The following is a 22,340-nucleotide window of genomic DNA, read 5'->3' as shown; positions in this document are numbered from 1 at the left end:
TCAGTTGCCGCCTACCTGCAACTTGAAATCTATTGGATATAATGAGATCTATTACGCAGGGTATTCTCTTCAATCAATAAGGACAGGCCATGTTCGGAAATCTCGGCCAGGCGGGGAAATATCTCGGGCAGGCGGCGCGCATGTTGGTGGGCGTGCCTGACTACGATACCTACGTCCAGCACATGAAAGACAACCACCCGGACAAGCCGGTGATGACCTATAAAGAGTTTTTCCGCGAACGCCAGCAGGCCCGCTACGGCGGCGACGGCAAAGGCGGCATGCGCTGCTGCTGATTTGAGCCAATAAGGACCCGACATGAAACCCATCGCCGTCACCATTTTGACCGGCTTTTTGGGCGCAGGCAAAACCACCCTGCTGCGCCATATTCTGAACGCCGACCACGGCTACAAGATTGCGGTTATCGAAAACGAATTCGGCGAAGTGCCGATCGACAATGCGCTGATTGGCGACCGCGCCAGCCGCATCACCACCCTGAGCAACGGCTGCATCTGCTGCAGCAAAGCCAACGAGCTGGCAGACGCGCTGCTGGATCTGCTGGATGGCGTAGACGGCGGCCAGTTGGAATTCGACCGGCTGATCATCGAATGCACCGGCATGGCCGACCCCGGCCCGATCACCCAGACCTTTTTCTCGCACGAGCTCATTTGCGAACGCTTCCTGCTGGACGGCATCATCACGCTGGTGGACGCCGCGCACGCCGACCAACAACTGAACCAGTTCAGCATCGCACAGGCGCAGGTGGGCTACGCCGATCGCATTCTGCTGAGCAAAACCGACGTAGCGCCGGACTGCGAGGCGCTGATCCAACGCCTGCAGCTGATGAACGCCCGCGCGCCGGTTTACACCGTGACGCACGGCGATATCGACCTGAGCCTGCTGTTCGGCATCGAAGGCTTTACGCTCAACGACAGGCTGAACCTGACGCCGCCCGCCCCGCTGTTCCGCCGCATTCCGCAGCCGCAGAACGACATCCGGTCGATCGTGGTGTACCACGACCGCCCGCTGGAACTGATGCAGATTTCCGAAGTGATGGAAGGCCTGCTGCTGGAATACGCCGACAGCCTGCTGCGCTACAAGGGCATTTTGTCGATCAGGGACGACCCGCGCCGGCTGCTGTTCCAGGGCGTGCAACGGCTGTATAACGCCGACTGGGACCGCGAGTGGCTGCCGGAGGAAGAACGGCGCAGTACGCTGGTGTTTATCGGCGTGGACTTGCCTGAGGAGGAGATCCGGCAGCGGATTGGCGGGTTGGGTTGAAATAGCGACGTTGTGCACTGCTCCAGCCAAAGGGTAAGCGAAAGCTTGCCCTTTTTCGTTAACGGGACAAGCTCCCAAGGTTGGCCTCCAACAGAAGTGAATATTCAACGCCCCACCGGCAGCCGCTGCCAAATAAAATAATTTTAAAATCAATTATTACAAAGACACTTCTTGCAATATGAACATCTTCACCTGTAAAAATAAAAAAAGAAATAATTAACGAATTAACCATTAAAAAAATAAAAAGACAATGCAAAAATTAATGAAATGTTAAAGTTATTAACCATTCATGTTGACAATAAACAACACAGAAGCTACTGTTATTCCGCCATCAAGGCACATAATAAAAATCTCATTCAATCAGGGAAGAATAATGGACACCACACCATTTAATTAATAGCTAAGGGAATCCCCGCCATGATTTCACAATCAAAAAACGCCCACTATCAGGTTATTCTTGATGGTGAGGACACGGGTAGCTTTTGCGCCGAGAAGTCACTATTAGATAACTTTGAGAGCAAAGGTATCGATATTCCACATTTATGTCGCGCAGGAAAATGCGGCTGTTGCAAAATGTTGTTAGTCAAAGGTGAAGTGCGTCATGGAAAACAAAGCGCCCTGGCCGAAGATGAGCTTGAGGAAAATATTATATTAGCTTGCTGTGCCTATCCGTTGTCGGATATTGAAGTCGAACTCTACTAAAGAAGGATTCTTTCCGTGAGTATAATTGAAACAACCCTGAAAAAATGGGATCGCGCTGCTATTGTCCGTTCCCGTCCGCGTCGTATACTTAATGAGCAAGATTACCAATCCAGGCAATATTTCCCTACGGAACGTCTGCCGCTTTGCATGCACCCGCGCGTGGCGGCGTTGGGTGACGAAGCGCTGCGCTATATTCAGGTCCAAACGCTTTATCACTATCTGAATGGCATCGCCAACATTGAGCTGGATATTATTAATGACTCAACCTACAAGTTGTACAAAAATACCGCAGGCGTCGATTTCCCCGCGGATATGCGCCTGGATGCATTAACCGTCGTTGTAGATGAGTCCTATCATGCTCTGGTCGCACTAGACCTTATCAATCAGGTCGAACAAATGACGGGCATAGCGCCGCTGAGCATGCCGAAAGACACCGAAGCGTCCTTCGCGCTCGCGCTCGCGCTTGGCCAGACCCCGGATGAACACCGAGAATTATTCCGGCTGGTGTGCGTTTCCCTGTCAGAACAGGCGTTAACCACCGATCTCATCGATGTCATCGACAATGAAGATATTTTCCCCTCCTTCTATCAGATCATGAAAGACCATGTCGCGGACGAAGGCCGACACGCCCGCTTTTCTCAACAGATACTTGGGCATATATGGCGCCACAGCGATATGCATGCAAAAGAGGCGATGAAACGCCCTATCCTGACCTTTATTGAACACTATACGACGGATGCCATCGCTAAAGAATTTAGCGCCCGGATGTTAGGTCATTTGAATATGGATGCAGAAGCCATCGCCGCCGTCATTCACGACACTTATCCACCTGCCGACACCAAGCCATGGGAAACCAATAATATTGTTACGCAGCAGATGCTGCTGGCACTGGATAAAGCGGGCATACTCGAAGACCTGCCGATGTCGAAAATAACGCAGGCATAAAACAGACAAACCGAATAAAAACGGGGCATCAGCACCGGATGCTCACGTTACACTATTACTAGGAAGCCAATGTGGAACTATTAAACATAGTATTCTCAGGTGATATTCATTGCGGGGAAGCGCTCACCTCAGAAATACAAGAATATGGTCATCATATTTACCCGTTATCTTCATCCTCTCTACCAGCCGGAAAAATCGACCTGATAATAACGACAAACAATCATCAGGATGAATTACAACGACTGCAGAAATTATCTGAAAACGTTCTGGTGATATCGTCAAATAAAGAAATAATCACCGATGTAGATAGTTTACAAAAACAAGAATACTTATCCCTGTACTTTATTCAAAAAGAAAAAACCGGCTACCTGTGCGGCAGCCTGATACCCGATACCCGACATAGCCAACGGAATAACGCAGCGCAGTTGAAAGACTTAATCTGCGACGTAGTGGTCTCTCTGTCACGCGGCATACTGCCTGACAATATCAGTTTGCCTCCTTGCATCGGCCAGAAATGTTATTCCGCGCCGCCAGAACGCCTGCGCGCTTTGATCGTCACGCTTTTACAGCGCCTGGGTGACCAAACCCAGGGGCGTTGCGCGACCGATCTCTGTTTCGTCACCTGGCGAAAAGAAGCTGACTTCCACACCCTTGCCGAAGATCAGGTCACGCCGGAGAATCAAAACCTGCGGCATTTCTTCTTCAATGAAACCGGCATTCTCAAACAAAACCGATACGCGCAAGCCAATGCGATGATCACCCTCGCCCCCGTCGGCGATGGCGTGTTGGTCACGGTAACTGGGGACGATGCCCGTTTCCAACGCTTCACCGACTATCTGGACGCGCTGCTCATCTCTCAGGACGATCCCGCTACCGCACCGCTGGTCATTTCTCCTGATGAAATACGCCAGTTGGCGTCCTTCAATGATACCGCGGAGCCGGCCCTGCTTTCCCAAGATATCGTCACCCTGTTTCGCCGTACGGCGGCGGAAAATTCTGCGCTTATCGCCTTGCATGCCGACGACAGAGAATACAGCTACGCTGAGCTCGATGACGCCTCTGACAGAATGGCTTGTTGGCTGCTCGAACACCGCGGCGACGTAGACGGCCACGACATTATCGCCGTATCCATGCAGAAATCCGCCCTGCTGCCGATCGTAATGCTGGGCATACTGAAAAGTAATAAGACCTATGTTCTGCTCGACCCGCAGGCCCCGGCGACCCGCAATCAGAATATCCTTGATGATGTGCGGCCCACGCTGATCCTGGCCGATACTCTTCTGCAGGCGGGGAATGCGCCGTGCATTGATCCGGCAACCATTAACTACCCGGCAATGACCCTGCCGGCGTCACCTCTTCCCCTGCCGTCCGATGGCCTGGCTTACCTCTGTTACACCTCGGGCACCACCGGCAAAGCTAAAGGCGTCATGATCACCCGTGAGGGGCTTGCCAATGTCGCGCAAAACCATCGCGACTTCATGCGGTTGGAAACCGGCAGTAAAGTCCTGTCGATTGCCTCTCTGGGTTTTGACGCTTTTGGCTGGGATGTTTATGGTGCCTTGATCAGCGGATCAACGCTCTACCTCGCGCCTACGTCATTGCATACCGAAACCGATGCCTTATTCCGTTACCTCGCGCGGCACGAGGTGAACCATATCACCATTACCCCGGCCATCCTTGAATTGCTGCCACGTGAAGCCTGGCGCGGTTTAAAATCGATGATTGTGATGGGCGATGCACCGCCGGCGGATGTGGTGGCCTGGTGGGCGGAGCAGACTCGTCTGTGCAACGGCTATGGCCCGACAGAGGCCACCATCGCCACCTCTCTGTGCGAATATCAGCCCGGCGTGGCCTGGAACTGCATTGGTAAACCGCTGAAGAATTACCGCTGCCATATCCTGGATGCGCACAATAATCTGCAGCCCCTCGGCTTCGAGGGTGAATTGTGCATCGCCGGGCACGGCCTTGCCCGCGGTTATTTGAATCAGCCCGAATTGACCGGCGAAAAATTCATCACGATCGCCCTACCCGGCAATCCGGGTAAAGAACGCATTTACAAAACGGGCGATATCGCCAAGTGGGATAAACAGGGCAATATTATTTTTATTGGCCGCAAAGACCATCAGGTCAAGATTCGCGGCGTGCGTATCGAAATTGGCGAAGTGGAAACGGCCATTCGCACCCATCCGCAGGTAGAAAGCGTGTGCGTGGTAGCCAAACCGCAGACCGCCGGCAAAGCGCTGGTGGCGTTTGTGCAAGCCTCGTCGCCGGCCCTGACCGCCGATGGCTTGCGGCATTCGCTGGCCCCTCTGCTGCATGCAGCCGCCATTCCGACCGCTTTCGTTTTCTTGCCTGCATTGCCGTTGACCACCAATGGCAAAGTGGCGCGCCAGCAGTTGGAAAACTGGGTTATAGAAGACGATGACGGCGATATGGCGTTGCCGGAAACCGAAACGGAAGTGATCCTGGAGCGCATCGTGACCGCGGCCATCGGTTGTACCCGTGCCGACGTCACGCAGGACTTTATCTGCCTGGGTGCACACTCGCTTACCATGAGTAAAATCGTTTCGCTGGTCGCCCGGGATTTGTGCTGTCGTCTGAATATCGCCGACCTTTTCCAAAACAATACGATACGTAAACTGGCGGAATATATTGAGAATAAGGCGGTCTCCGCCGACAGGGCCGTCCCCATCGGCGAGCAACGCCGTGCGGCGCTCAGCCCCCAGCAAAATTTACTGTGGTACCTGAGCGCGCTGAATCCTGATGATTGCAGTTATAACCTGCCCATTGCGGTGGAGATCCGCGGGCCGCTAAATCTTTCGCTGTTCGAGCAGGCCATCAATTTCATTTATGAAAAACATGAAAGCCTGCGTACTCAATTCGGCGAGGATCAGGGCATCGCCTATCAGCATGCGCTGCCGCATATTCCCATTAACCTTGCCGGGCATACCCTCACCGGGCAGCATCCTCCTCTGGAAGACAGGGTGAAACAGCTTTGCGCCGCCCCCTTCGATATTACCCGCCGCCCGCCGGTCACCCTGCGTTTGGTGCAGTACCATGACCAGCACCACGTGTTAGTGTGGGTGAAACACAACATTCTGACTGATGCCTGGAGTGAGGATCTCATCCTCAACGATCTTTGGCGGCAATACAATTATCTGTGCGGCGGGGGCCCCTACGCACTGCCGGTACCCGAGGTTCAAACAATTGATATCGTCAATGATGCCGGGGAACCCCGCCTCGAGAGCGATATCGCCTACTGGCAGCAAAAACTGCACGCGTGCAGAGAGTTGGATTTCCCCTTAGACATGCCTCGCCCCCTGGCACCGACGCATGCCGGCGAACGCATAGGCCGCCGGTTGGATCCCGCCGTCGCGGAGCTGCTGGAACAGCGCGCCAGGGTATTGGGCGCGACTCCCTTCGTTTTGCTTACCGCAGCGCTGACCTATCTGCTGAGTAAATACACCAACCAAGACGATATTGTCATTGGCAGCGCCATCGCCGCGCGCGACAACCTTTACCTCGAGCAGGTGAGCGGATTCCACGTCAATACCGTACCGCTGCGCACGGTGCTGAGCGCGGATGACACCCTGGCAACCCTGATCGGTAAAATGACGGAAACCTGTACGGGCGCCTATCGGCACCAACAGCTGTCCTTCGACCGCATTCTCCACCAGCTTGATTACGAGCGCGTATCGAACAAAAACCCGCTGTTCCAAATCATGGCCATTCTGCAAAACGCCGGAGACGTGTGCCAGGCAGGTCTCCATGACTGCTCATTGCAAAAATTGCCGGTGTCTTCGGGTTTCTCGATGTTCGACATGACCTGGAACTTCAGTCTGGCCGCAGACGGCATCAGCATTGAGATTGATTACGCCAGCGAATTGTTCCACGCCGCCAGATTGCAGATGATGCTGAACAATTATGAACAGGTACTGCATCAGCTGCTGACGCAATCCCCCTCGATGGCGCTTGCCGCTATCAACCCACTCAGCGAGGCGGAGCAAACCCGGCTTTTACAGCTGGCGAGCAATACGACGCAGAGCGCGCGCGGGACGCTGATCGAGCAAATTCATGACCTGGCACGCAGGCAGCCGGATTTGCCGGCGGTGAGCTGCGAAAAAGAGAGTTACAGCTACGAGCAACTGTGGCGCCTCTCAGAGCATATCGCCCATTACCTGAGCGAGTTGGACAGCAACGCGTTTTCTGTCGGCATTATGATGGAAAAGAGCTGCAGGGTGGCGGCGCTGATCCTCGGCGCGCTCAAGGCCGGCAAATACTATATTCCCATTGATGTCCATTACCCGGCGGATCGCGTGCGATACATGATTGACGATGCGCGAACGAAAATCCTGGTCACCGACGAAGCAAACACCGCGGTGCCGACGGATTGCCCGCACGTGACTTTCGAGTCAATACTGTCTGCCCGCCCCGCCGTTGAGCAAACGCGTTCGAACGGAGAAGAGGATCCGCTGGCTTACATCATGTACACCTCAGGCTCTACCGGCAACCCGAAAGGCGTGATGATTAGTCACAGTAATCTGAACAATTTCACCAATGACTTTGCCGACCGGTTGGCCCTGGGGCCTGCTGACAAGATGTTGAGCCTGACGAGCATCAGTTTCGATATTTTCGGCCTGGAACTGTTTTGCTCTCTGGTCTCGGGTGCCCATGTCGTGCTGTGCCCGCGGGAAACCGCCATGGATCCCGTCAGGCTTTATCATTTTATCGAGCAGCAACAACCCAGCGTCATTCAGGCCACCCCGACCGTCTGGGGCACCATCGTCAGCCATTTACCGGCGGCGGGCAGCCGGCCGCTGACGGTGCTGTGCGGCGGCGAAAAAATGCCCGTCGCGCTGCTTTCACAGCTGCGGCGCATCGCCACTCAGGTGCTGCAGGTCTATGGGCCGACGGAAACCACCATCTGGTCAACCTGTGCCGATCTGACCTTTGAGGGCGACAGCACCTGCATCGGCACGCCGATAAACATGACCGAGGCTTTCATCATGGACTCGACCGGCGGCCTGGTGCCCAGCGGCGCTTTCGGCGAGCTTTGCCTGGGCGGCGCCGGCGTATCTCCGGGCTACTGGAACAACGGTGCGCTGAGCGCCCAGGCGTTCATCAAACGCCAGGTCCTTGGTGCCGTCCGTTACCTGTATAAAACCGGCGACATCGCGCGCTTCAACAGCCGTGGGCAATTGGAATACCTGGGCCGTAACGATCACCAGGTAAAAATTCGCGGCCATCGCATTGAGCTCAGCGAGATCGACCTCAATTTATCCGCCATGGATAGCATCGCGCATGCCTTGAGCCTGATCGTCGGAGAAGGGAATAACGCCAGGATCGTCAGTTACCTGCAAATGGTGCCCGGCGCGGAGTTAAACGAGAAATCCGTGCGCGCGGCGTTGAAGAGCAGGCTGCCCAACATCATGATCCCCTCCAGCTTTATGGTGCTGTCCGCTTTCCCGCTGACCAACAACAACAAGATCGACGTTCGCAGGCTACCTGCCCCGACGATAACCTACTCGGCCTCCGAAACGGATTACGTGCCGCCGGCCAGCGAGGCGGAACACGCCATGCAGAAAATCTGGCAAGCCGTGTTGATGCAGGAACACATCAGCGTGACGGACAGTTTTTTCAGCCTGGGCGGCAACTCGCTGCAGATCCCACGGCTATTGCACGCCATTCGCCAAGCGATGCACATTTCCCTCACTATTCGCGAATTCATCCTGCACAGCCAAATTCGCGAGCTGACCGCGCTGGCGCTCACCAAAACCAGGGAGGAAGCGGATGGAGTGCATTGAGGTGACCTACCGCGGCCGGCGGCACCGGGTGCATCACCATGAGCGGATCCCGCTGTCCGCCATGCTGAAATTGGGCGACAACCCAACCAATATCTACGGCGTGGCACCGGCGAGCGCAGCACCCTTGCGCTACGGCGATTCGCTGGCCAGCGTAGAGCATGGGGGGGCGTGCAATGCCTCCCGCATCTCTTTGGTGCCGCATTGTCACGGCACCCACACGGAGTGCGCCGGGCACATCATGCCTGGCGAACATAACGTGGCAGAGTTGGTTTTCGAGCCATTCATTGCCGCCACGCTGATTCGGGTGCCGCTGCAAAGGGCGGGCGAGATGTCGGAAACTTATAATGCGAGCGCCCGGGGAACGGACCTGATCATTACCCGCGCGGCGATCGACGATGCCTTGTCGCAGGTGGCGCCGCATTATCTTCAGGCGTTGGTGATCGCCGCCAAAGCGCCGAGCTGGCGGCTGGCGGATGAAATACCGCCTTATTTCAGCCACCAGGCGATGGCGCGCATCGTCGAGCTTGGCGTACATCACCTGTTGGTTGATGTGCCTTCGATTGACCGATTGCACGATGGCGGCAGGATGGACAACCACCGCCGCTTTTGGGGAATGGGCCTGCCGACGGCGGAGGCGCGCGCAAGATTGCGCTGCTCCGTAACGGAAATGGCGCAGGTTTCGCCGGCAACCCCGGCCGGCAGCTATTTCCTGTCATTGCATTTGCCGGATTGTTCGGGCGACGCCCTCCCCAGCAAACCCATTTTGTTTCCGTTCTCCCGAGGGAATGACGCAGCATGAATTACTCACGTTATTTGCAGTTAAATCAGCTACTCGCTTTGCAGCAACCGGCCTCGCCGCCGAGCGAACACCGCAACGAGAACCTCTTCATCATTACGCATCAGACGTATGAACTGTGGTTCAAACAGCTGATCGATGAGCTCCACTGCCTTATCGATCTGATAGAAAACGGAGACATAGCCGCCGCCAACAACGGGCTGATCCGCATCAACGCCATCACGAAAACCGTGGTGAACCAGATTGAGGTGATTTTCACGCTGAAATTCCATGAGTTCCAAAGATTTCGCGGTTACCTCGGTTCTGCCAGCGGATTTCAGTCCTACCAATTTGCGGGCATTGAGGCGCTGTTGGGTAAAGCGAACGGTAAAAAGTTGCAGCAGTACGGTGAAGATCCGGCCATTCAGAAAATGCTTGGCGCGATCATTCGCCCCATCTCGCTCTGGCAAGCGGTTCAGCGCCACCTGCTGCTGCTCAACGATCGCCAGGGACAGCAAGCCGAGTCCTTCAAGGCCATCATAAAAACCGTGCTGGAGGAAGCTTCCAGCGAGTCGCTGTTGCTGAATCAGTTGCTGGATCTGGACTCGCTGCTGCAGGAATGGCGCTATCGGCACGTCAAGCTGGTAGAAAGAACCATCGGCCAACGTAAAGGCACCGGCGGCTCCGCCGGTTCCGATTACCTGAAATCCACGCTGTTTACGCCGATCTTTGACGAACTGTGGGAGGCGATCAACTGATCGCCTTAGCCGAGAACCCGGGGATCGCGCGATCCCCTTCCCCTTCATCCTGAACGGCGATTAACCTGCCATGCACACCATACCCTTCCGGGGAGCCGAGCGATGCCTGAAAGCGCTGACTCCCACACGCCAGGGCAAATTGCGGCTGATTTGCTTTCCTCATGCCGGCGGCAGCGCCGGCACCTTCCGCGCCTGGAGCGGTTTGCTGCACCCGGACATCGAGCTGTTCGCCATGCAATATCCCGGGCGTGAAGAGCGGGCGGACGAAGCGCCGGCGTGCCAGCACCGCAGGCTGGTGGCCGAACTGCAGCAGGCGTTGGCCCCCCTGCAGGACAAACCCTGCGTCTTTTTCGGCCACAGCCTTGGCGGCCGGTTGGCCCTGGCGACCGCACTCTCAGCCCGGCTGCCGCCCATAGGGTTGATCGTGTCCGCCTGCTCCACACCCTACGCGGCAAAGCACGGTCATTTGCTGCGCCTGACGCGCAGCGCGCTGATTGAAACACTTCACGAGTCCGGGCAAACGGCTGAAATCACCGACGAAAGCGCCGACCTGCTTGACGCCTATTTACCGCTGATCCGCGCCGATCTCCTGCTTGCCAGCCAGCTTATTTTCCCACGGGAAACACATTTGCCGATCCCGCTGGCGGTTTTTTATGGCGAGGACGATCTTTGGGTCGACAGGCAGGATCTGGCGGATTGGCGGTTGCTGGCCGGGGGCGAAATGCATGAACGACGCTTCCCCGGCAGGCACCTCTTTTTGAACGAACAGCGCAATGCGGTGATAGAGGCGCTTCATGCCTGGCTGGCGGGCCCGCTGACCGCCCCGCCAACTCCCCGCTGAGGGTTACGCCTGCTCGCTATGGCGTTTACCCAATGTGGCGGTGCGTTCGCCGCGCACCACGGTCCACGCCAGCAGCAGCGCGCAGGCGCTGCTCGCCATCAGCACGATGCCCGGCCGCTGCGCCAACCCGGCCAGCACCAGCCCCGCCGCCAGCATCAGGTAATACATCAGGCCAAGGATTGCGCCCGCAGTGCCCATGCAATCCTTATAATTCCGCAGCGCCCGCGCCAGAATATTGGGGATCGCGATACCGTAGGCCATCACCACCAGCATCATCGGCAGCACGAACCACAGCTTATCCTCCAACAGGAACACCAGGCCGCCGCCGATCAGCGCCAATACGCAGGCCAGTATCAGCAACGGCGTAAACAGCCACTGTTTGGCGATGAGAAACTTGTTGATGGCCGCGCCGATCCCGACGCCGGCGGCCAGCACCAACCCGGTATAGCCAAACCACTGCGGCGGAATGCCCAGCGCGTCAAACCGAAACGGCGCCAGTTGGTAATAGCTGAACATGCAGACGTTGAACAGGGCCACCAGCCATGCGCTGCGCCAGATATCGCCGTCTTTCGCCATGCGGCCAAACGTGCCGAAGAAAGAACTTTTCACCACCTGCGCCGGGCGCGTTTCCGGCAACTGCCATGCGGCATAGGCCAGCAGCAAGGCGGCCAACGCCGCCAACCCGGCGAACACCCCCTGATAGCCCCAGTAATGGGTCAACAGGGCGCCGCTCAACACCCCCACCGCGGGGCTGACCGCCATCGCAATCCCCATCACGGAAAACACCCGCGCCAGCTCATAGCCGTCGAACCGGTCGCGAATGGCGGTCTGAGTGCCTACGGAGCCCACCGCCGCGCCAAACGCCGCCAGCACCCTGGCCGCCAACAGCAGGGTAAAGCTGGTGCTGAAGATGGCGATGATCGACGCCAGCAGATACAGCGCCAAACCGGCCAAAATGGTGGGACGCCGGCCGATCACGTCACACAAACGGCCCCAAACGACGACCCCGAATGCAAAAGCGAAAAAGTAACAGGACAGGGTTTGCGCCGCGACCTCCGCGCTGACGTGAAAACCGTCGGCAATGTGCGTGAGCGCCGGGCTATAGATCGTTTCCACAATCTGGGGAAACATCATCATCAGTGTCGCCAGGGTGAGGGTCAGTCTGCGTTGCATGGTACATCCCGTATCCAAAAAGAAAGTAGGCCACAAAGTAGCACCTTCCCCGCCCCGACCATTACAATATAAAAGACAAAAAACTTATAAAATCGGACACACTTATGGCATGGCTCAGCGCACAGGACGAATTTGATCCCGATGCGATCAACAATAGCGTGTTAGGCATTGCGGCCGAGCTGGCGCAGCATGATTCCGGGCCGCACTGGCACCACATGGGGCAGTTGCTGTTCAGCCAACGGGGCTGTATGCGCATCACGCTCAATGAAAGCATTTGCCTCCTGCCGCCGGCACGCATTGCCTGGATCCCGCCAAAGGTGGTGCACCGCGTTCAGGTTACCGGCGTGGCGGGCTATCGCTCGGTTTATCTCGACAACCTGCGCTACCCCGGCCTTTCGCCCCATCTGGAAGTGCTGTCGGCCTCTTCTTTGCTGCGGGAAGTGCTGGAGCGGATCGCCCTCGCCGACTTTGCCACCCAGTGGGAAAGCGGCCCCAGCGCCAATCTTCTTGCCGTATGCCTGGACGAAATACGGCATGCGCAGCGCGAGCTGACCTTATTGCCGCTGCCCAAGGACCGCCGCTTACGACAACTGGCCGGCATGGAGGAGGTGCCGCCGCTCAATGAGCTGGCGCGCTACAGCGGCGCTTCGGAGAAAACCATCAGCCGCATCTTTCGCAAGGAGACCGGATTGAGCTACCAGCAGTGGCGCCAGCAATGGCGTTTGATCAAAGCCATCGAGCTGCTGGCGGAGGGATACGGCCTGTCGGATATCGCCGGTAAGCTTGAATTCTCCAGCGACAGCGCCTTCTCAACCTTCTTTAAAAATATGACCGGCAGCTCGCCGCGCGCCTATATGCTGATCCGCCGTTAACGGCACGCCTTTTCTGCCGACAAATGCGGCCCCGCCGCCACCGAATCGCGCAGGATCAGGCTCGCCGGGAAAGTCGGGCGTTTGCTCAGTTCGCCGCCGTCCAGCATCGACACCAGGCGGTTGATGGTTTCCTTAATCATCTCGGTCACCGGCATTTTCATGCTGGAGAGCGAGGGAATGGTGTAAGGCGCCAGCGGGATATCGTCGAACCCGATCACCGACACGGCGGACGGCACCGGGATTTGGCATTCCGCCAGCCGCTTCATGGCGCCGATGGCCATTTCGTCGTTGCTGGCGACGATGGCGCTGAACGCGTGGCCGCCGGCCAGCAGCGCATCGACCGCCGCCATGCCGCTTTGCGCATTCCACTTCCCTTCGGCAATCAATGCGTTATTGACCGCAATGCCCTGCTCCGCCAACGCAGCTTTGTAGCCGGAGAGCCGCTCCAGCCCGGTGGGCGAATCCAGCGAGCCGGTGATGAACGCAATATCGCGGTGCCCAAGTTGGATGAGGTGCGCCACCGCCGCGGCACTGGTGGCGTGCTGATCGCTGAAAATGCAGTAGCTGTCGTTCAGCCTTAAGCGGCGGTTGATGACCAGGATCGGCTGTTTGTGTTGGGAGATGATCTCGTCCATTTGCGCGATAGAGAGAAAACGCGGGTAGATGATCACCCCGTCGCAGCGCAGATCCAGCAGGAATTGAATGGCGGCCATTTCTTCTTCTGCGGTGTGCTTGCCGTCCGCCAGGATCAGCTGTCGGCCGTTTTCTTCCATGATGCGGGCGGACTGGGACATCAGTTCGCTGAAGTAGTTACCGCTGTACAGCGTGTTGGTGACCACCAGCCCGATGGTCTGGGTGGTTTTGGTCGCCAGATTGCGCGCCAGCAGGTTGGGCCGATAACCCGTCTCGGCGATGGCTTTATCCACCAGCTCGCGCTTCTCCGGGCTGACATAGCCGCTGCCGGACAACACGCGGGACACCGTCGCCTTAGAAACGCCGGCCTTTTTAGCCACCTCAAGTATTGTTGCCATCTGTGCGCCGTCAAAATCCATTGGATGAGCGCAGTCTACCCAAGACGCCCCCCGTTTGAAATGTTTTCACGCCCGCCGGCGCGAGCGCCCTTGATCTAAAAGTGACCAACCTCACGAAACGAAAAACCAAAAAATCATAATTCTTGCCAACAATAAAATACATCTTCATGATTTTGTGAAACCGGTTTCTTGTGGGCGTTTCATTGAGATGGAACGGCGGATCGCCCAGGCAGTAAAAATTCGCCTTTGGGCAATCCAAATTCATATCTTAAGAGACGATATTTCATGCCGAAGAACTACACAGAGATCTCGCAGGCAATCGTGAATGCGGTGGGCGGCCTCGGCAACATCGAAGCCGTGACGCACTGCATGACCCGCCTGAGATTCGTTGTCAAAGACAAGGCGCTGATCGACACCCCGGCGCTCAAAGCGATTAATGGCGTGCTGGGCGTGGTGCACAGCGGCGAACAGTGCCAGGTGATCATCGGCAACGAGGTATCGAAAGCCTACCAGGCGGTGCTGGCGCTCGGCCTGCCGGGTAACCCCCCTGCCGCCGCGCCCGCAAAACGCAAAATCACCCTGAAAGGCATCGGCGCCGGCATTCTCGATGCGCTGGTGGGCACCATGTCGCCGTTGATCCCCGCCATTATCGGCGGCTCGATGGTGAAGCTGCTGGCGATGATGCTGGATATGGCCGGCCTGTTCGAAAAAGGCTCCTCGACCCTGATCATCCTGAACGTGATCGGCGACGGCGCGTTCTTCTTCCTGCCGGTGATGGTCGCAGCTTCAGCGGCGCTGAAGTTCAAAACAAACATGTCGCTGGCGATCGCCATTGCCGGCGTGCTGCTGCACCCCAACTTTATCGATCTGATGGCCAAGGCGGCGCAGGGCCAGGCCGTGGAGTTCGCCTACATCCCGGTGACGGCGGTGAAATACACCTATACGGTGATCCCGGCGCTGGTGATGACCTGGATCCTGTCGTATATCGAACGATGGGTTGATCGCATCACCCCGGCGGTGACCAAGAACTTCCTCAAGCCGATGCTGATTGTGCTGATTGCCGCGCCGATCGCGATCGTGTTTATCGGCCCGCTCGGCATCTGGATCGGCAGCGGTATCTCCGCGCTGGTGTACACCGTGCACGGCTATTTGGGCTGGCTTTCCGTCGCCATTATGGGCGCCATCTGGCCGCTGCTGGTGATGACCGGCATGCACCGCGTGTTCACCCCGACCATTATTCAGACCATCGCCGAAACCGGCAAAGAAGGCATGGTGATGCCTTCGGAGATTGGCGCCAACCTGTCGCTCGGCGGCTCTTCGCTGGCCGTAGCGTTCAAAACCAAAAACCGCGAACTGCGCCAGACCGCGCTGGCCGCTGCCGCCTCCGCCATCGTGGCGGGGATTTCCGAACCGGCGCTGTATGGCGTGGCGGTGCGGCTTAAACGGCCGTTAATCGCCAGCCTGATCAGCGGCTTCGTCTGCGGCGCCGTCGCCGGTATCGGCGGGTTGGCGAGCCATTCGATGGCCTCGCCCGGCCTGTTCACCAGCGTGCAGTTTTTTGACCCGACGAACCCGATGAGCATTGTCTGGGTGGGCGGCGTGATGGTGCTTTCCGTGGTGCTGTCTTTCGTGCTCACGCTGATTTTGGGCTTCGAAGACATTCCGGAAAGCGAAGCAACCAGCCCGGCGGCCACTGCGCCTGCAGCGAATACCGCTAACGCGACCCATTAACGCACTATTTTTTACCCTAAATAATTAGAGTTGCATCACGACGGCAAGGCCGTACATCCCCAGGAGCTTAGTCAGCTAAGTGACTGGGGTGTGCGGGCGCAGCCAACACAGAGGCAGCTTCAAGTATGACGGGTAATTATTGAGGATTGCATGTCTGACTTAACATTCCCGCAAGGGTTTTTATGGGGCGGCGCCTTGGCCGCCAACCAGTCTGAAGGTGGTTATCTGGAGGGCGGGAAAGGGCTGACCACGGTCGACATGATCCCGCATGGCGCCAACCGCATGCCGGTGAAGCTGGGCCTGGAGAAGCGCTTTACCCTGCGTGAAGACGAGTTTTACCCGAGCCACGACGCGATCGATTTTTATCATCGCTACCGCGACGACATCGCGCTGATGGCGGAGATGGGCTTTAGCGTATTCCGCACCTCCATCGCCTGGAGCCGGCTTTACCCGAACGGCGACGAGCTGACGCCCAACCCGCAGGGCATTGCGTTCTATCGCAGCCTGTTCGAAGAGTGCCGCAAATACGGCATCGAGCCGCTGGTCACCCTGTGCCATTTCGACGTGCCGATGCACCTGGTGACCGAATACGGCTCCTGGCGCAACCGCAAAATGGTGGAGTTTTTCACCCGCTATGCCCGCACCTGCTTCGAAGCCTTCGACGGGTTGGTGAAATACTGGCTCACCTTCAATGAAATCAACATTCTGCTGCACAGCCCGTTCTCCGGCGCCGGGCTGGTGTTCGAGGCCGACGAAAACCCCGAGCAGGTGAAATACCAGGCCGCGCACCACGAACTGGTGGCCAGCGCGCTGGCGACCCGCATCGCGCATGAGGTGAACCCCGCCAACCAGGTGGGCTGCATGCTGGCGGGCGGCAATTTCTATCCGTGGTCCAGCAAGCCGGAAGACGTGTGGGCCGCGCTGGAGAAAGACCGCGAGAACCTGTTCTTTATCGACGTGCAGGCCCGTGGCGCCTACCCTTCTTACTCTGCCAGGGTGTTCCGCGAGAAAGGCGTTAACATCGCGATGGAGGAAGGCGACACCGAGATCCTGAAGAACACGGTCGATTTCGTCTCCTTCAGTTATTACGCCTCGCGCTGCGCCTCTGCCGATATGAACGACAACAACAGCAGCGCCGCCAATGTGGTGAAATCGCTGCCGAACCCGCACGTGCCGCGCAGCGACTGGGGCTGGGGCATCGACCCGCTGGGTTTGCGCATCACCATGAACATGATGTACGACCGCTACCAAAAACCGCTGTTCCTGGTGGAAAACGGCCTGGGCGCACACGATGAGTTCAATGCCGCAGGCGAGATTGAAGACGATTACCGCATCAGCTACCTGCGGGAGCACATCCGCGCCATGGCCGACGCCATCGCCGACGGCGTACCGGTGATCGGCTACACCACCTGGGGCTGCATTGACCTGGTGGCGGCCTCGACCGGGGAAATGAGCAAGCGCTACGGCTTTGTTTACGTCGACCGCGACGACCACGGCAACGGCACCCTCGCCCGCACGCGCAAGAAATCCTTCTGGTGGTACAAGAAGGTGATTGCGAGCAATGGGGGGGATTTGGGGTAATGGGGCTCGCGGCGGCAAGGGCCGCTGAAGGTGATTGTTGCGAGCTGGATTCCAGATTAAGTAGTAAGCCCCTGTAATTCCATACAGGCTATTTTTTCACCTTTCTGCCAGCGCTATAGTCTCCTGGCTGCGGCACAATCCGCAGCCGGAGTTAGCGTTCCGAACATACACTGAGCAGCATTATGTATATAATGCTGGGGCTTTGAACATCCAGAATCATGGTGGCCCAGGCGGAGGCTTCGCAAGAAGCGCCGGTTTCCTTAGTGTCCGGTAACGCTAACTCCGTTTGGGCTACCACCATGGGTTTAGCGTCTCACGTGGTAGCAACGCACCACACTAAGGAGAACAGCCACATGGAAAACATTTCCACCTCACAATCCGCCACAAGTACCCTCACCCTCTATCGCGAACTGTTCAACCAGCTCGATCTCAGCACCTTAGACTCGTCACAGCTCTTAGATTTAGCCGCACTCTCCGCCGAGCAGGCCGAAGGGTTATGTCATGGCCTGATGCTGTTCGGTGAGCTTATGCAAAAGAACCCGCAGCCCGACGACACCCAGTGGGAACAGCTGAATCACTACCTCAATGCTACAGCTCACTTGGTGCCCGCCCTGTGCAACCTTTATGGCCGTGCACTTCGGGAGATGGAGTGCCAGGAGCTGGCAGGTTAAAAAAAGATAAAAATGAAAATAATAAGGACGGTATTAGTTTGGTGCCGTTCTTATCCTCTCCAGAGAATCCCATAGATTTCGATTACATATCAAGATAAATACATTCACCAAGGTAGGCATTTTCCCCCTAGCCTGGCATAGTTAACGCATTCGATAAATCGATGAGCTAACTGCTGGATGACTACGTATGGCCACCGCCTACTGGCAGTAAGCCCACGCATTGCCCAGAACCTATTCTGCAATGAGAGGGGGATGTTTTGACTATTAAGATAGAGACGTTATCTTCAAAAGAGGCTGTTTTAAAGGCTATTGAAGAATATAAAGCACTGGGTTGTGATGCTCTTCTGGAAAAATATAACGTCAAACGAATTAAAAAATGCGTACTTCGTTATAATAATGAAAGTTACGACATCAGAGTCATCGTCGCGGCCGCTTATATTTATCAGTTTGGAAAGCCACTAGAAAAAATAAAAACTAATAGCGGTCCTAAGATAGCTATTCAAGCACTTAAAAATCTCGGTTTCGATATAGTAGAAACGCCACACCCTATTGAACACTTAGTAAAGGGTAAACTGTACACGCGTAAAGAACTCATCGACCTCTATGGTGGGCAACTCCAGGGCGGCATCTGGACGCCGACAGAGTTCCCCGTCATCTTCATTTTCACTGGTGAAAGTGGTGAGGCTTATGGGTACAAGGATGGATGGTCTGCTGATGGCAGTTTCTCCTACACAGGAGAGGGCCAAAAAGATGATATGAAGTTTATTAGAGGTAATAAGGCCATCCGTGACCACAAAGAGAATGGCGAAGACATATTCCTCTTTGAAGATAATAAGAAAGATAAAGGTGTAAGATTCGTTGGAATGTTTGAATGTGATACTTGGGATTACATTGACTGCCTGGACTATAAAAAAGATAAAATGAGGAAAGGGATAGTTTTTAATCTATTCCCGGTATCTTCTGCTCGAGAAGTTGATAATGATACTTCAGAAGTAGTCCCGAAGAAAGAAACGCTCGAACAGCTACGTGCCAAGGCGATAAAATCATCAATGATGACGGGCCAGCGCCAGCAGGGCGACAGTAAGAAATCTTGGTTCAAGCGCAGTGAGGACGTGAAAAAATACGTTCTGCAACGTGCGAATGGCATCTGTGAGTCGTGCGATCAGCCTGCGCCGTTCAAGAAAAACAACGGTGAGCCGTACTTAGAACCCCACCACACAAAACGACTGGCCGATGAAGGCCCCGACCACCCGCAGTGGGTAGGCGCTATCTGCCCTACCTGCCACCGTCGGATCCATAGTGGGGCTGATGGGATGGACGTTAACAAGAATCTTATGGTGAAGTTGGAATTGAAAGAGGCTGATTTTAAATAGATATCTTTCTCCTTGGCTGGAGGATTTACATTAATGATTTCTATTTCATTTACATCCTCACTTCCAAAAATCAAGTGGATTGAGGATCAGCGGAGCCATTATCAGATATTATTCTAGAAATAACCAACTCCCCACTGTGTACTACATCGAAAGGTTTTGATCTATTATATTCGCTATAAATACAGCTGACATTTTCAAAGTAAATTCCAGCCAAAGTAGATGATACTATATGTGGCTTAGGACCAAATTGGATTATTGAAATGTTATAGTCATCTCTAAGCGGTTGGATTAACTGGCATAAACTCTCAAAAGTAATCGCGACACTTGAAATCGGTAATGTAAGTAAGTTTTTCCCCTCAAACAGTTGATGATCTATAAAGTCCCTATTTATACTAAAAGCCATTTTTTCATAATCTGGTAATGCTCCTGGGGACGCGATAACGCCAAAACTCAACTCAGGTTCTAAAAGATTAAAGAAGCTTTGCGGTCCTAGATTATCAAATCCTAACATGAAAATAGCACATTTCTTTTTCTTAGTAATTGATGATCCTTCGCAGCCAGGTAGAATTTTTATATCACCTAGTTCAAAATCTAAAAACTCATCATTCTTAGGGTACTCAGCTGTAGAATAAACCAAGTCAATTATTACTTTTCTGGGATAAAACTTAATGATGTAATTAAGCATAGCTGAGTACCAATTTCTCGACATAGAGCTATAGTCAATTAGTATGTGTATACACTCCTTTTTTATTGTATCAAAATGGATATTTAACGCCCCGTACACTTCTTTAACGCTAGAGTGTTCAAGTTCTAAGATATGTATTTTATTCTTCCATTTTTTTAAAAATGACTCATAACTTACCATCCTATTATCATTACTATTGCTTTCAATGAATGAAAAAGTAATGATACTACTTACTTTATTTTTTTCAATTATGTTTGAGACATAAGTGCATCTAGGCTCATAGCCTAAACCAAAGAAAGCAATGTCATATTCAGAGTTTAACATTTCCGCTCTAGATATATCAACTATCTTAATTTTCATTATCAAAAAGCTCCATTTGTTCTTCTTTAGAATATGCTCTTGTATTTTTCAATATATGTTCAAAATTCACTGATCTGCCGACCCTAGGAAAAAGATTAAAATTCGGAGCCAAGCAATTAGCTAACGTGAATCTCCCCTCTTTGGAAGGGAATAGTGATTTGGCATTTCTATCCTTTCTTACATATGGGTAAATTAAGCCTAAATCTACAGCTGTCTTTATACTATTCCAATGCTCATCAGAAACTGTATTATCTACAGTAAAAGATTGGGGCGTGTCCGTACCTATTTTATCCACTAAACTTTTATCCCTAAAATACCCCCCTATTTTATTTATAAATTCAAAGGCCTTTAGACCATCCTTTTCGAATTTTATAACCTCTAGTTCTCTATATGAATAACTTTTTAATCGTTCACTTTGACTTGAGTCAGCAATTCTTTTTTTCTGATCTTTCAAGTTACTCATGAGATGATTAAATAACCGAAACAACCGCCTAGGGTTACCATCGGAACATCTAGATATAATTGCAACGCCAGAATATAATGTAGAAGACGAGTTCCCTGATTTATTATTATATTCATCTCTCAATAACAATAATCCACGCAGTTTTCTAACAATTGCGTCATCAAATTTTTCTTTATTTTTCTCATAAAGTCCCTTTGCTCTTTTTACTGTTTCTTCATTGCAATGTATATTTATCAGGTTTATAACATAATCTAACTCAGCAATATTTGGTGTCGATTGACTAAGAATAGATTTCCCTACAAGATCTTCGAGGGAAACTTCATTTTTTCCATGGAACTTCAATCTATTCAAAAATAGCTTTTCTGCAAAATCCTGTATTACTGAGTCGGAAGTTTGTTGATTAAGATGGGAGGTTCCAAGCTTATCAATATAAACATACTCTAAATCATGGCCTATATTAATGTTAGCGTCAACATCAGTATCCAGTGTATGGTGTCTATATGGCATTGTAGTAATCTTAAAAACAAGTTCACTGGCAGAACGCATAAAAGTATTTAATGTTCTATGATGCGATTTAGCCAAAAACTCTGCTTCATCGATACAGATAATCCATTTGCTTTCCTGCGGTAAATTTAATATTCTTTTTGCAACTCTAGCAGCAAATTCAAATGGTTTAAATAATGTAGTATGAAAGCTTTCACCGATTTTCTTTTCAGAAATTGATAATTCAATATTCATTGATTCTTTATTAAAACATAAATTTTTCTTATATTCAATATTCTCAAGCTCATCTCTTATAGAGTTCAAGTTATTAAATATATTATCGGAAAACCACAGCTCAGAAATTTTTTTACATATATTTTTTTCAACAACTAATTGATGATACTCATCTGATATATAACAATCTATACAACTTCTTATTGTATCAAGAAGTTTAGCACACAGGGATAAATTGAGGCTCCAAACAAAATACTCTTCTTTTTTATCCTCAAAATTATTTAAAGAATTTACCCATTCAACTCTCAATGGTACATAGGTTGCAATAAATGTCCTGGAGTCAATTATTTCTTTAGCCTTAGGATAGTTGTCAGCTAGTTGGCTCAAATTATCATGCGAAAGCATTTTAATCAGAGCTGTTTTACCAGATCCTCTGGAACCTAGAATAACTTGGTTTTGGCTTGAAAAAAGAAAGTCAAATGACTCTGTCCATATAAACTCACTCGCAAGCTGTTTGGTATTCAAACTTCTGGCGTTTGAGTTTTCAAAAATCGTACTGAGATCATTATAATTCATAATA

Annotated in this window: 17 protein-coding genes and 1 pseudogene; 14 read left to right on the top strand and 4 right to left on the bottom strand. The window is 53.2% G+C overall.

Annotation, left to right across the window (positions count from 1 at the left end; genetic code table 11):
- The first annotated feature begins 89 nt into the window (after nucleotides 1-89).
- The 8 genes from V2S86_RS16675 to V2S86_RS16640 all read left to right on the top strand — a co-directional run bounded on the left by V2S86_RS16675 (nucleotide 90) and on the right by V2S86_RS16640 (nucleotide 11,103).
- Nucleotides 90-293, top strand: coding sequence for a YbdD/YjiX family protein (locus V2S86_RS16675; RefSeq protein WP_004953088.1), 204 nt, complete (start codon nucleotides 90-92; stop codon nucleotides 291-293).
- Between the two features lie 22 nt (nucleotides 294-315).
- Nucleotides 316-1,278, top strand: a complete 963-nt coding sequence (yjiA, locus tag V2S86_RS16670; protein ID WP_330763357.1) for a GTPase — start codon at nucleotides 316-318, stop codon at nucleotides 1,276-1,278.
- 417 nt (nucleotides 1,279-1,695) lie between these two features.
- Complete coding sequence (locus V2S86_RS16665) at nucleotides 1,696-1,980, top strand: 2Fe-2S iron-sulfur cluster-binding protein (RefSeq protein WP_330763356.1); 285 nt, start codon at nucleotides 1,696-1,698, stop codon at nucleotides 1,978-1,980.
- A gap of 15 nt (nucleotides 1,981-1,995) precedes the next feature.
- The gene (locus V2S86_RS16660) at nucleotides 1,996-2,925 is read left to right on the top strand and encodes a diiron oxygenase (RefSeq protein WP_330763355.1); all 930 of its coding nucleotides are present in this window, start codon (nucleotides 1,996-1,998) and stop codon (nucleotides 2,923-2,925) included.
- Nucleotides 2,926-3,350: 425 nt separating this feature from the next.
- A complete protein-coding gene (locus V2S86_RS16655) occupies nucleotides 3,351-8,729 on the top strand; it encodes an amino acid adenylation domain-containing protein (protein WP_330763354.1) in 5,379 nt (1,792 codons plus the stop codon).
- Complete coding sequence (locus tag V2S86_RS16650; RefSeq protein WP_330763353.1) at nucleotides 8,716-9,528, top strand: cyclase family protein; 813 nt, start codon at nucleotides 8,716-8,718, stop codon at nucleotides 9,526-9,528. Before V2S86_RS16655 ends, V2S86_RS16650 begins: the two co-directional genes overlap by 14 nt.
- A complete protein-coding gene (locus tag V2S86_RS16645; RefSeq protein WP_330763352.1) occupies nucleotides 9,525-10,262 on the top strand; it encodes a tryptophan 2,3-dioxygenase family protein in 738 nt (245 codons plus the stop codon). Before V2S86_RS16650 ends, V2S86_RS16645 begins: the two co-directional genes overlap by 4 nt.
- Before the next feature lie 70 nt (nucleotides 10,263-10,332).
- Complete coding sequence (locus tag V2S86_RS16640) at nucleotides 10,333-11,103, top strand: thioesterase II family protein (protein WP_330763351.1); 771 nt, start codon at nucleotides 10,333-10,335, stop codon at nucleotides 11,101-11,103.
- A 3-nt stretch (nucleotides 11,104-11,106) separates the two neighbouring features.
- On the opposite strand, the gene V2S86_RS16635 is transcribed toward V2S86_RS16640, so the two are convergent.
- Nucleotides 11,107-12,276, bottom strand: a complete 1,170-nt coding sequence (locus V2S86_RS16635) for an MFS transporter (protein WP_330763350.1) — start codon at nucleotides 12,274-12,276, stop codon at nucleotides 11,107-11,109.
- 104 nt (nucleotides 12,277-12,380) lie between these two features.
- On the opposite strand from V2S86_RS16635, the gene V2S86_RS16630 reads away from it, so the two are divergent.
- A complete protein-coding gene (locus V2S86_RS16630) occupies nucleotides 12,381-13,148 on the top strand; it encodes an AraC family transcriptional regulator (protein WP_330763349.1) in 768 nt (255 codons plus the stop codon).
- Here V2S86_RS16630 and V2S86_RS16625 read toward each other — a convergent pair.
- The gene (locus V2S86_RS16625; protein ID WP_330763348.1) at nucleotides 13,145-14,179 is read right to left on the bottom strand and encodes a LacI family DNA-binding transcriptional regulator; all 1,035 of its coding nucleotides are present in this window, start codon (nucleotides 14,177-14,179) and stop codon (nucleotides 13,145-13,147) included. The two genes, V2S86_RS16630 and V2S86_RS16625, sit on opposite strands and share 4 nt — an antisense overlap.
- A gap of 285 nt (nucleotides 14,180-14,464) precedes the next feature.
- Between V2S86_RS16625 and ascF the strand changes: the two genes are divergently transcribed.
- From ascF to V2S86_RS16600, 5 genes and pseudogenes are all read left to right on the top strand, one after another.
- The gene (gene ascF, locus V2S86_RS16620) at nucleotides 14,465-15,910 is read left to right on the top strand and encodes a PTS cellobiose/arbutin/salicin transporter subunit IIBC (RefSeq protein WP_119804566.1); all 1,446 of its coding nucleotides are present in this window, start codon (nucleotides 14,465-14,467) and stop codon (nucleotides 15,908-15,910) included.
- Between the two features lie 150 nt (nucleotides 15,911-16,060).
- Entirely contained in the window at nucleotides 16,061-17,491 is a 1,431-nt protein-coding gene (locus tag V2S86_RS16615; protein WP_330763347.1) for a 6-phospho-beta-glucosidase, read from the top strand.
- A 218-nt stretch (nucleotides 17,492-17,709) separates the two neighbouring features.
- Nucleotides 17,710-17,760 (top strand): annotated as a pseudogene (locus tag V2S86_RS16610) (hypothetical protein); the annotation flags it as partial.
- Nucleotides 17,761-17,844: 84 nt separating this feature from the next.
- Nucleotides 17,845-18,162 carry a hypothetical protein gene (locus tag V2S86_RS16605; RefSeq protein ID WP_041416718.1) on the top strand — a complete coding sequence of 106 codons (318 nt, stop codon included), beginning with the start codon at nucleotides 17,845-17,847 and terminating at the stop codon, nucleotides 18,160-18,162.
- 257 nt (nucleotides 18,163-18,419) lie between these two features.
- A complete protein-coding gene (locus V2S86_RS16600) occupies nucleotides 18,420-19,535 on the top strand; it encodes an HNH endonuclease (protein WP_330763346.1) in 1,116 nt (371 codons plus the stop codon).
- Between the two features lie 70 nt (nucleotides 19,536-19,605).
- On the opposite strand, the gene V2S86_RS16595 is transcribed toward V2S86_RS16600, so the two are convergent.
- The gene (locus V2S86_RS16595) at nucleotides 19,606-20,580 is read right to left on the bottom strand and encodes a hypothetical protein (protein ID WP_330763345.1); all 975 of its coding nucleotides are present in this window, start codon (nucleotides 20,578-20,580) and stop codon (nucleotides 19,606-19,608) included.
- A complete protein-coding gene (locus tag V2S86_RS16590) occupies nucleotides 20,570-22,336 on the bottom strand; it encodes an ORC-CDC6 family AAA ATPase (RefSeq protein ID WP_330763344.1) in 1,767 nt (588 codons plus the stop codon). The genes V2S86_RS16595 and V2S86_RS16590 overlap by 11 nt, the downstream gene beginning before the upstream one ends.
- Nucleotides 22,337-22,340: the final 4 nt, after the last annotated feature.

The organism is Serratia sp. C2(1) (assembly GCF_036352655.1).
Lineage (GTDB): Bacteria > Pseudomonadota > Gammaproteobacteria > Enterobacterales > Enterobacteriaceae > Serratia > Serratia inhibens.
Note: the sequence above shows the minus strand (reverse complement) of the source record. Positions and strands in the feature narration are given on the sequence as shown.

Coding starts and splice junctions, on each gene's coding strand:
- V2S86_RS16675 (WP_004953088.1), top strand. CDS start 90: ATGTTCGGAAATCTCGGCCAGGCGGGGAAATATCTCGGGCAGGCGGCG.
- yjiA (WP_330763357.1), top strand. CDS start 316: ATGAAACCCATCGCCGTCACCATTTTGACCGGCTTTTTGGGCGCAGGC.
- V2S86_RS16665 (WP_330763356.1), top strand. CDS start 1,696: ATGATTTCACAATCAAAAAACGCCCACTATCAGGTTATTCTTGATGGT.
- V2S86_RS16650 (WP_330763353.1), top strand. CDS start 8,716: ATGGAGTGCATTGAGGTGACCTACCGCGGCCGGCGGCACCGGGTGCAT.
- V2S86_RS16645 (WP_330763352.1), top strand. CDS start 9,525: ATGAATTACTCACGTTATTTGCAGTTAAATCAGCTACTCGCTTTGCAG.
- V2S86_RS16640 (WP_330763351.1), top strand. CDS start 10,333: ATGCACACCATACCCTTCCGGGGAGCCGAGCGATGCCTGAAAGCGCTG.
- V2S86_RS16635 (WP_330763350.1), bottom strand. CDS start 12,276: ATGCAACGCAGACTGACCCTCACCCTGGCGACACTGATGATGATGTTT.
- V2S86_RS16630 (WP_330763349.1), top strand. CDS start 12,381: ATGGCATGGCTCAGCGCACAGGACGAATTTGATCCCGATGCGATCAAC.
- V2S86_RS16625 (WP_330763348.1), bottom strand. CDS start 14,179: ATGGCAACAATACTTGAGGTGGCTAAAAAGGCCGGCGTTTCTAAGGCG.
- ascF (WP_119804566.1), top strand. CDS start 14,465: ATGCCGAAGAACTACACAGAGATCTCGCAGGCAATCGTGAATGCGGTG.
- V2S86_RS16615 (WP_330763347.1), top strand. CDS start 16,061: ATGTCTGACTTAACATTCCCGCAAGGGTTTTTATGGGGCGGCGCCTTG.
- V2S86_RS16605 (WP_041416718.1), top strand. CDS start 17,845: ATGGAAAACATTTCCACCTCACAATCCGCCACAAGTACCCTCACCCTC.
- V2S86_RS16595 (WP_330763345.1), bottom strand. CDS start 20,580: ATGAAAATTAAGATAGTTGATATATCTAGAGCGGAAATGTTAAACTCT.
- V2S86_RS16590 (WP_330763344.1), bottom strand. CDS start 22,336: ATGAATTATAATGATCTCAGTACGATTTTTGAAAACTCAAACGCCAGA.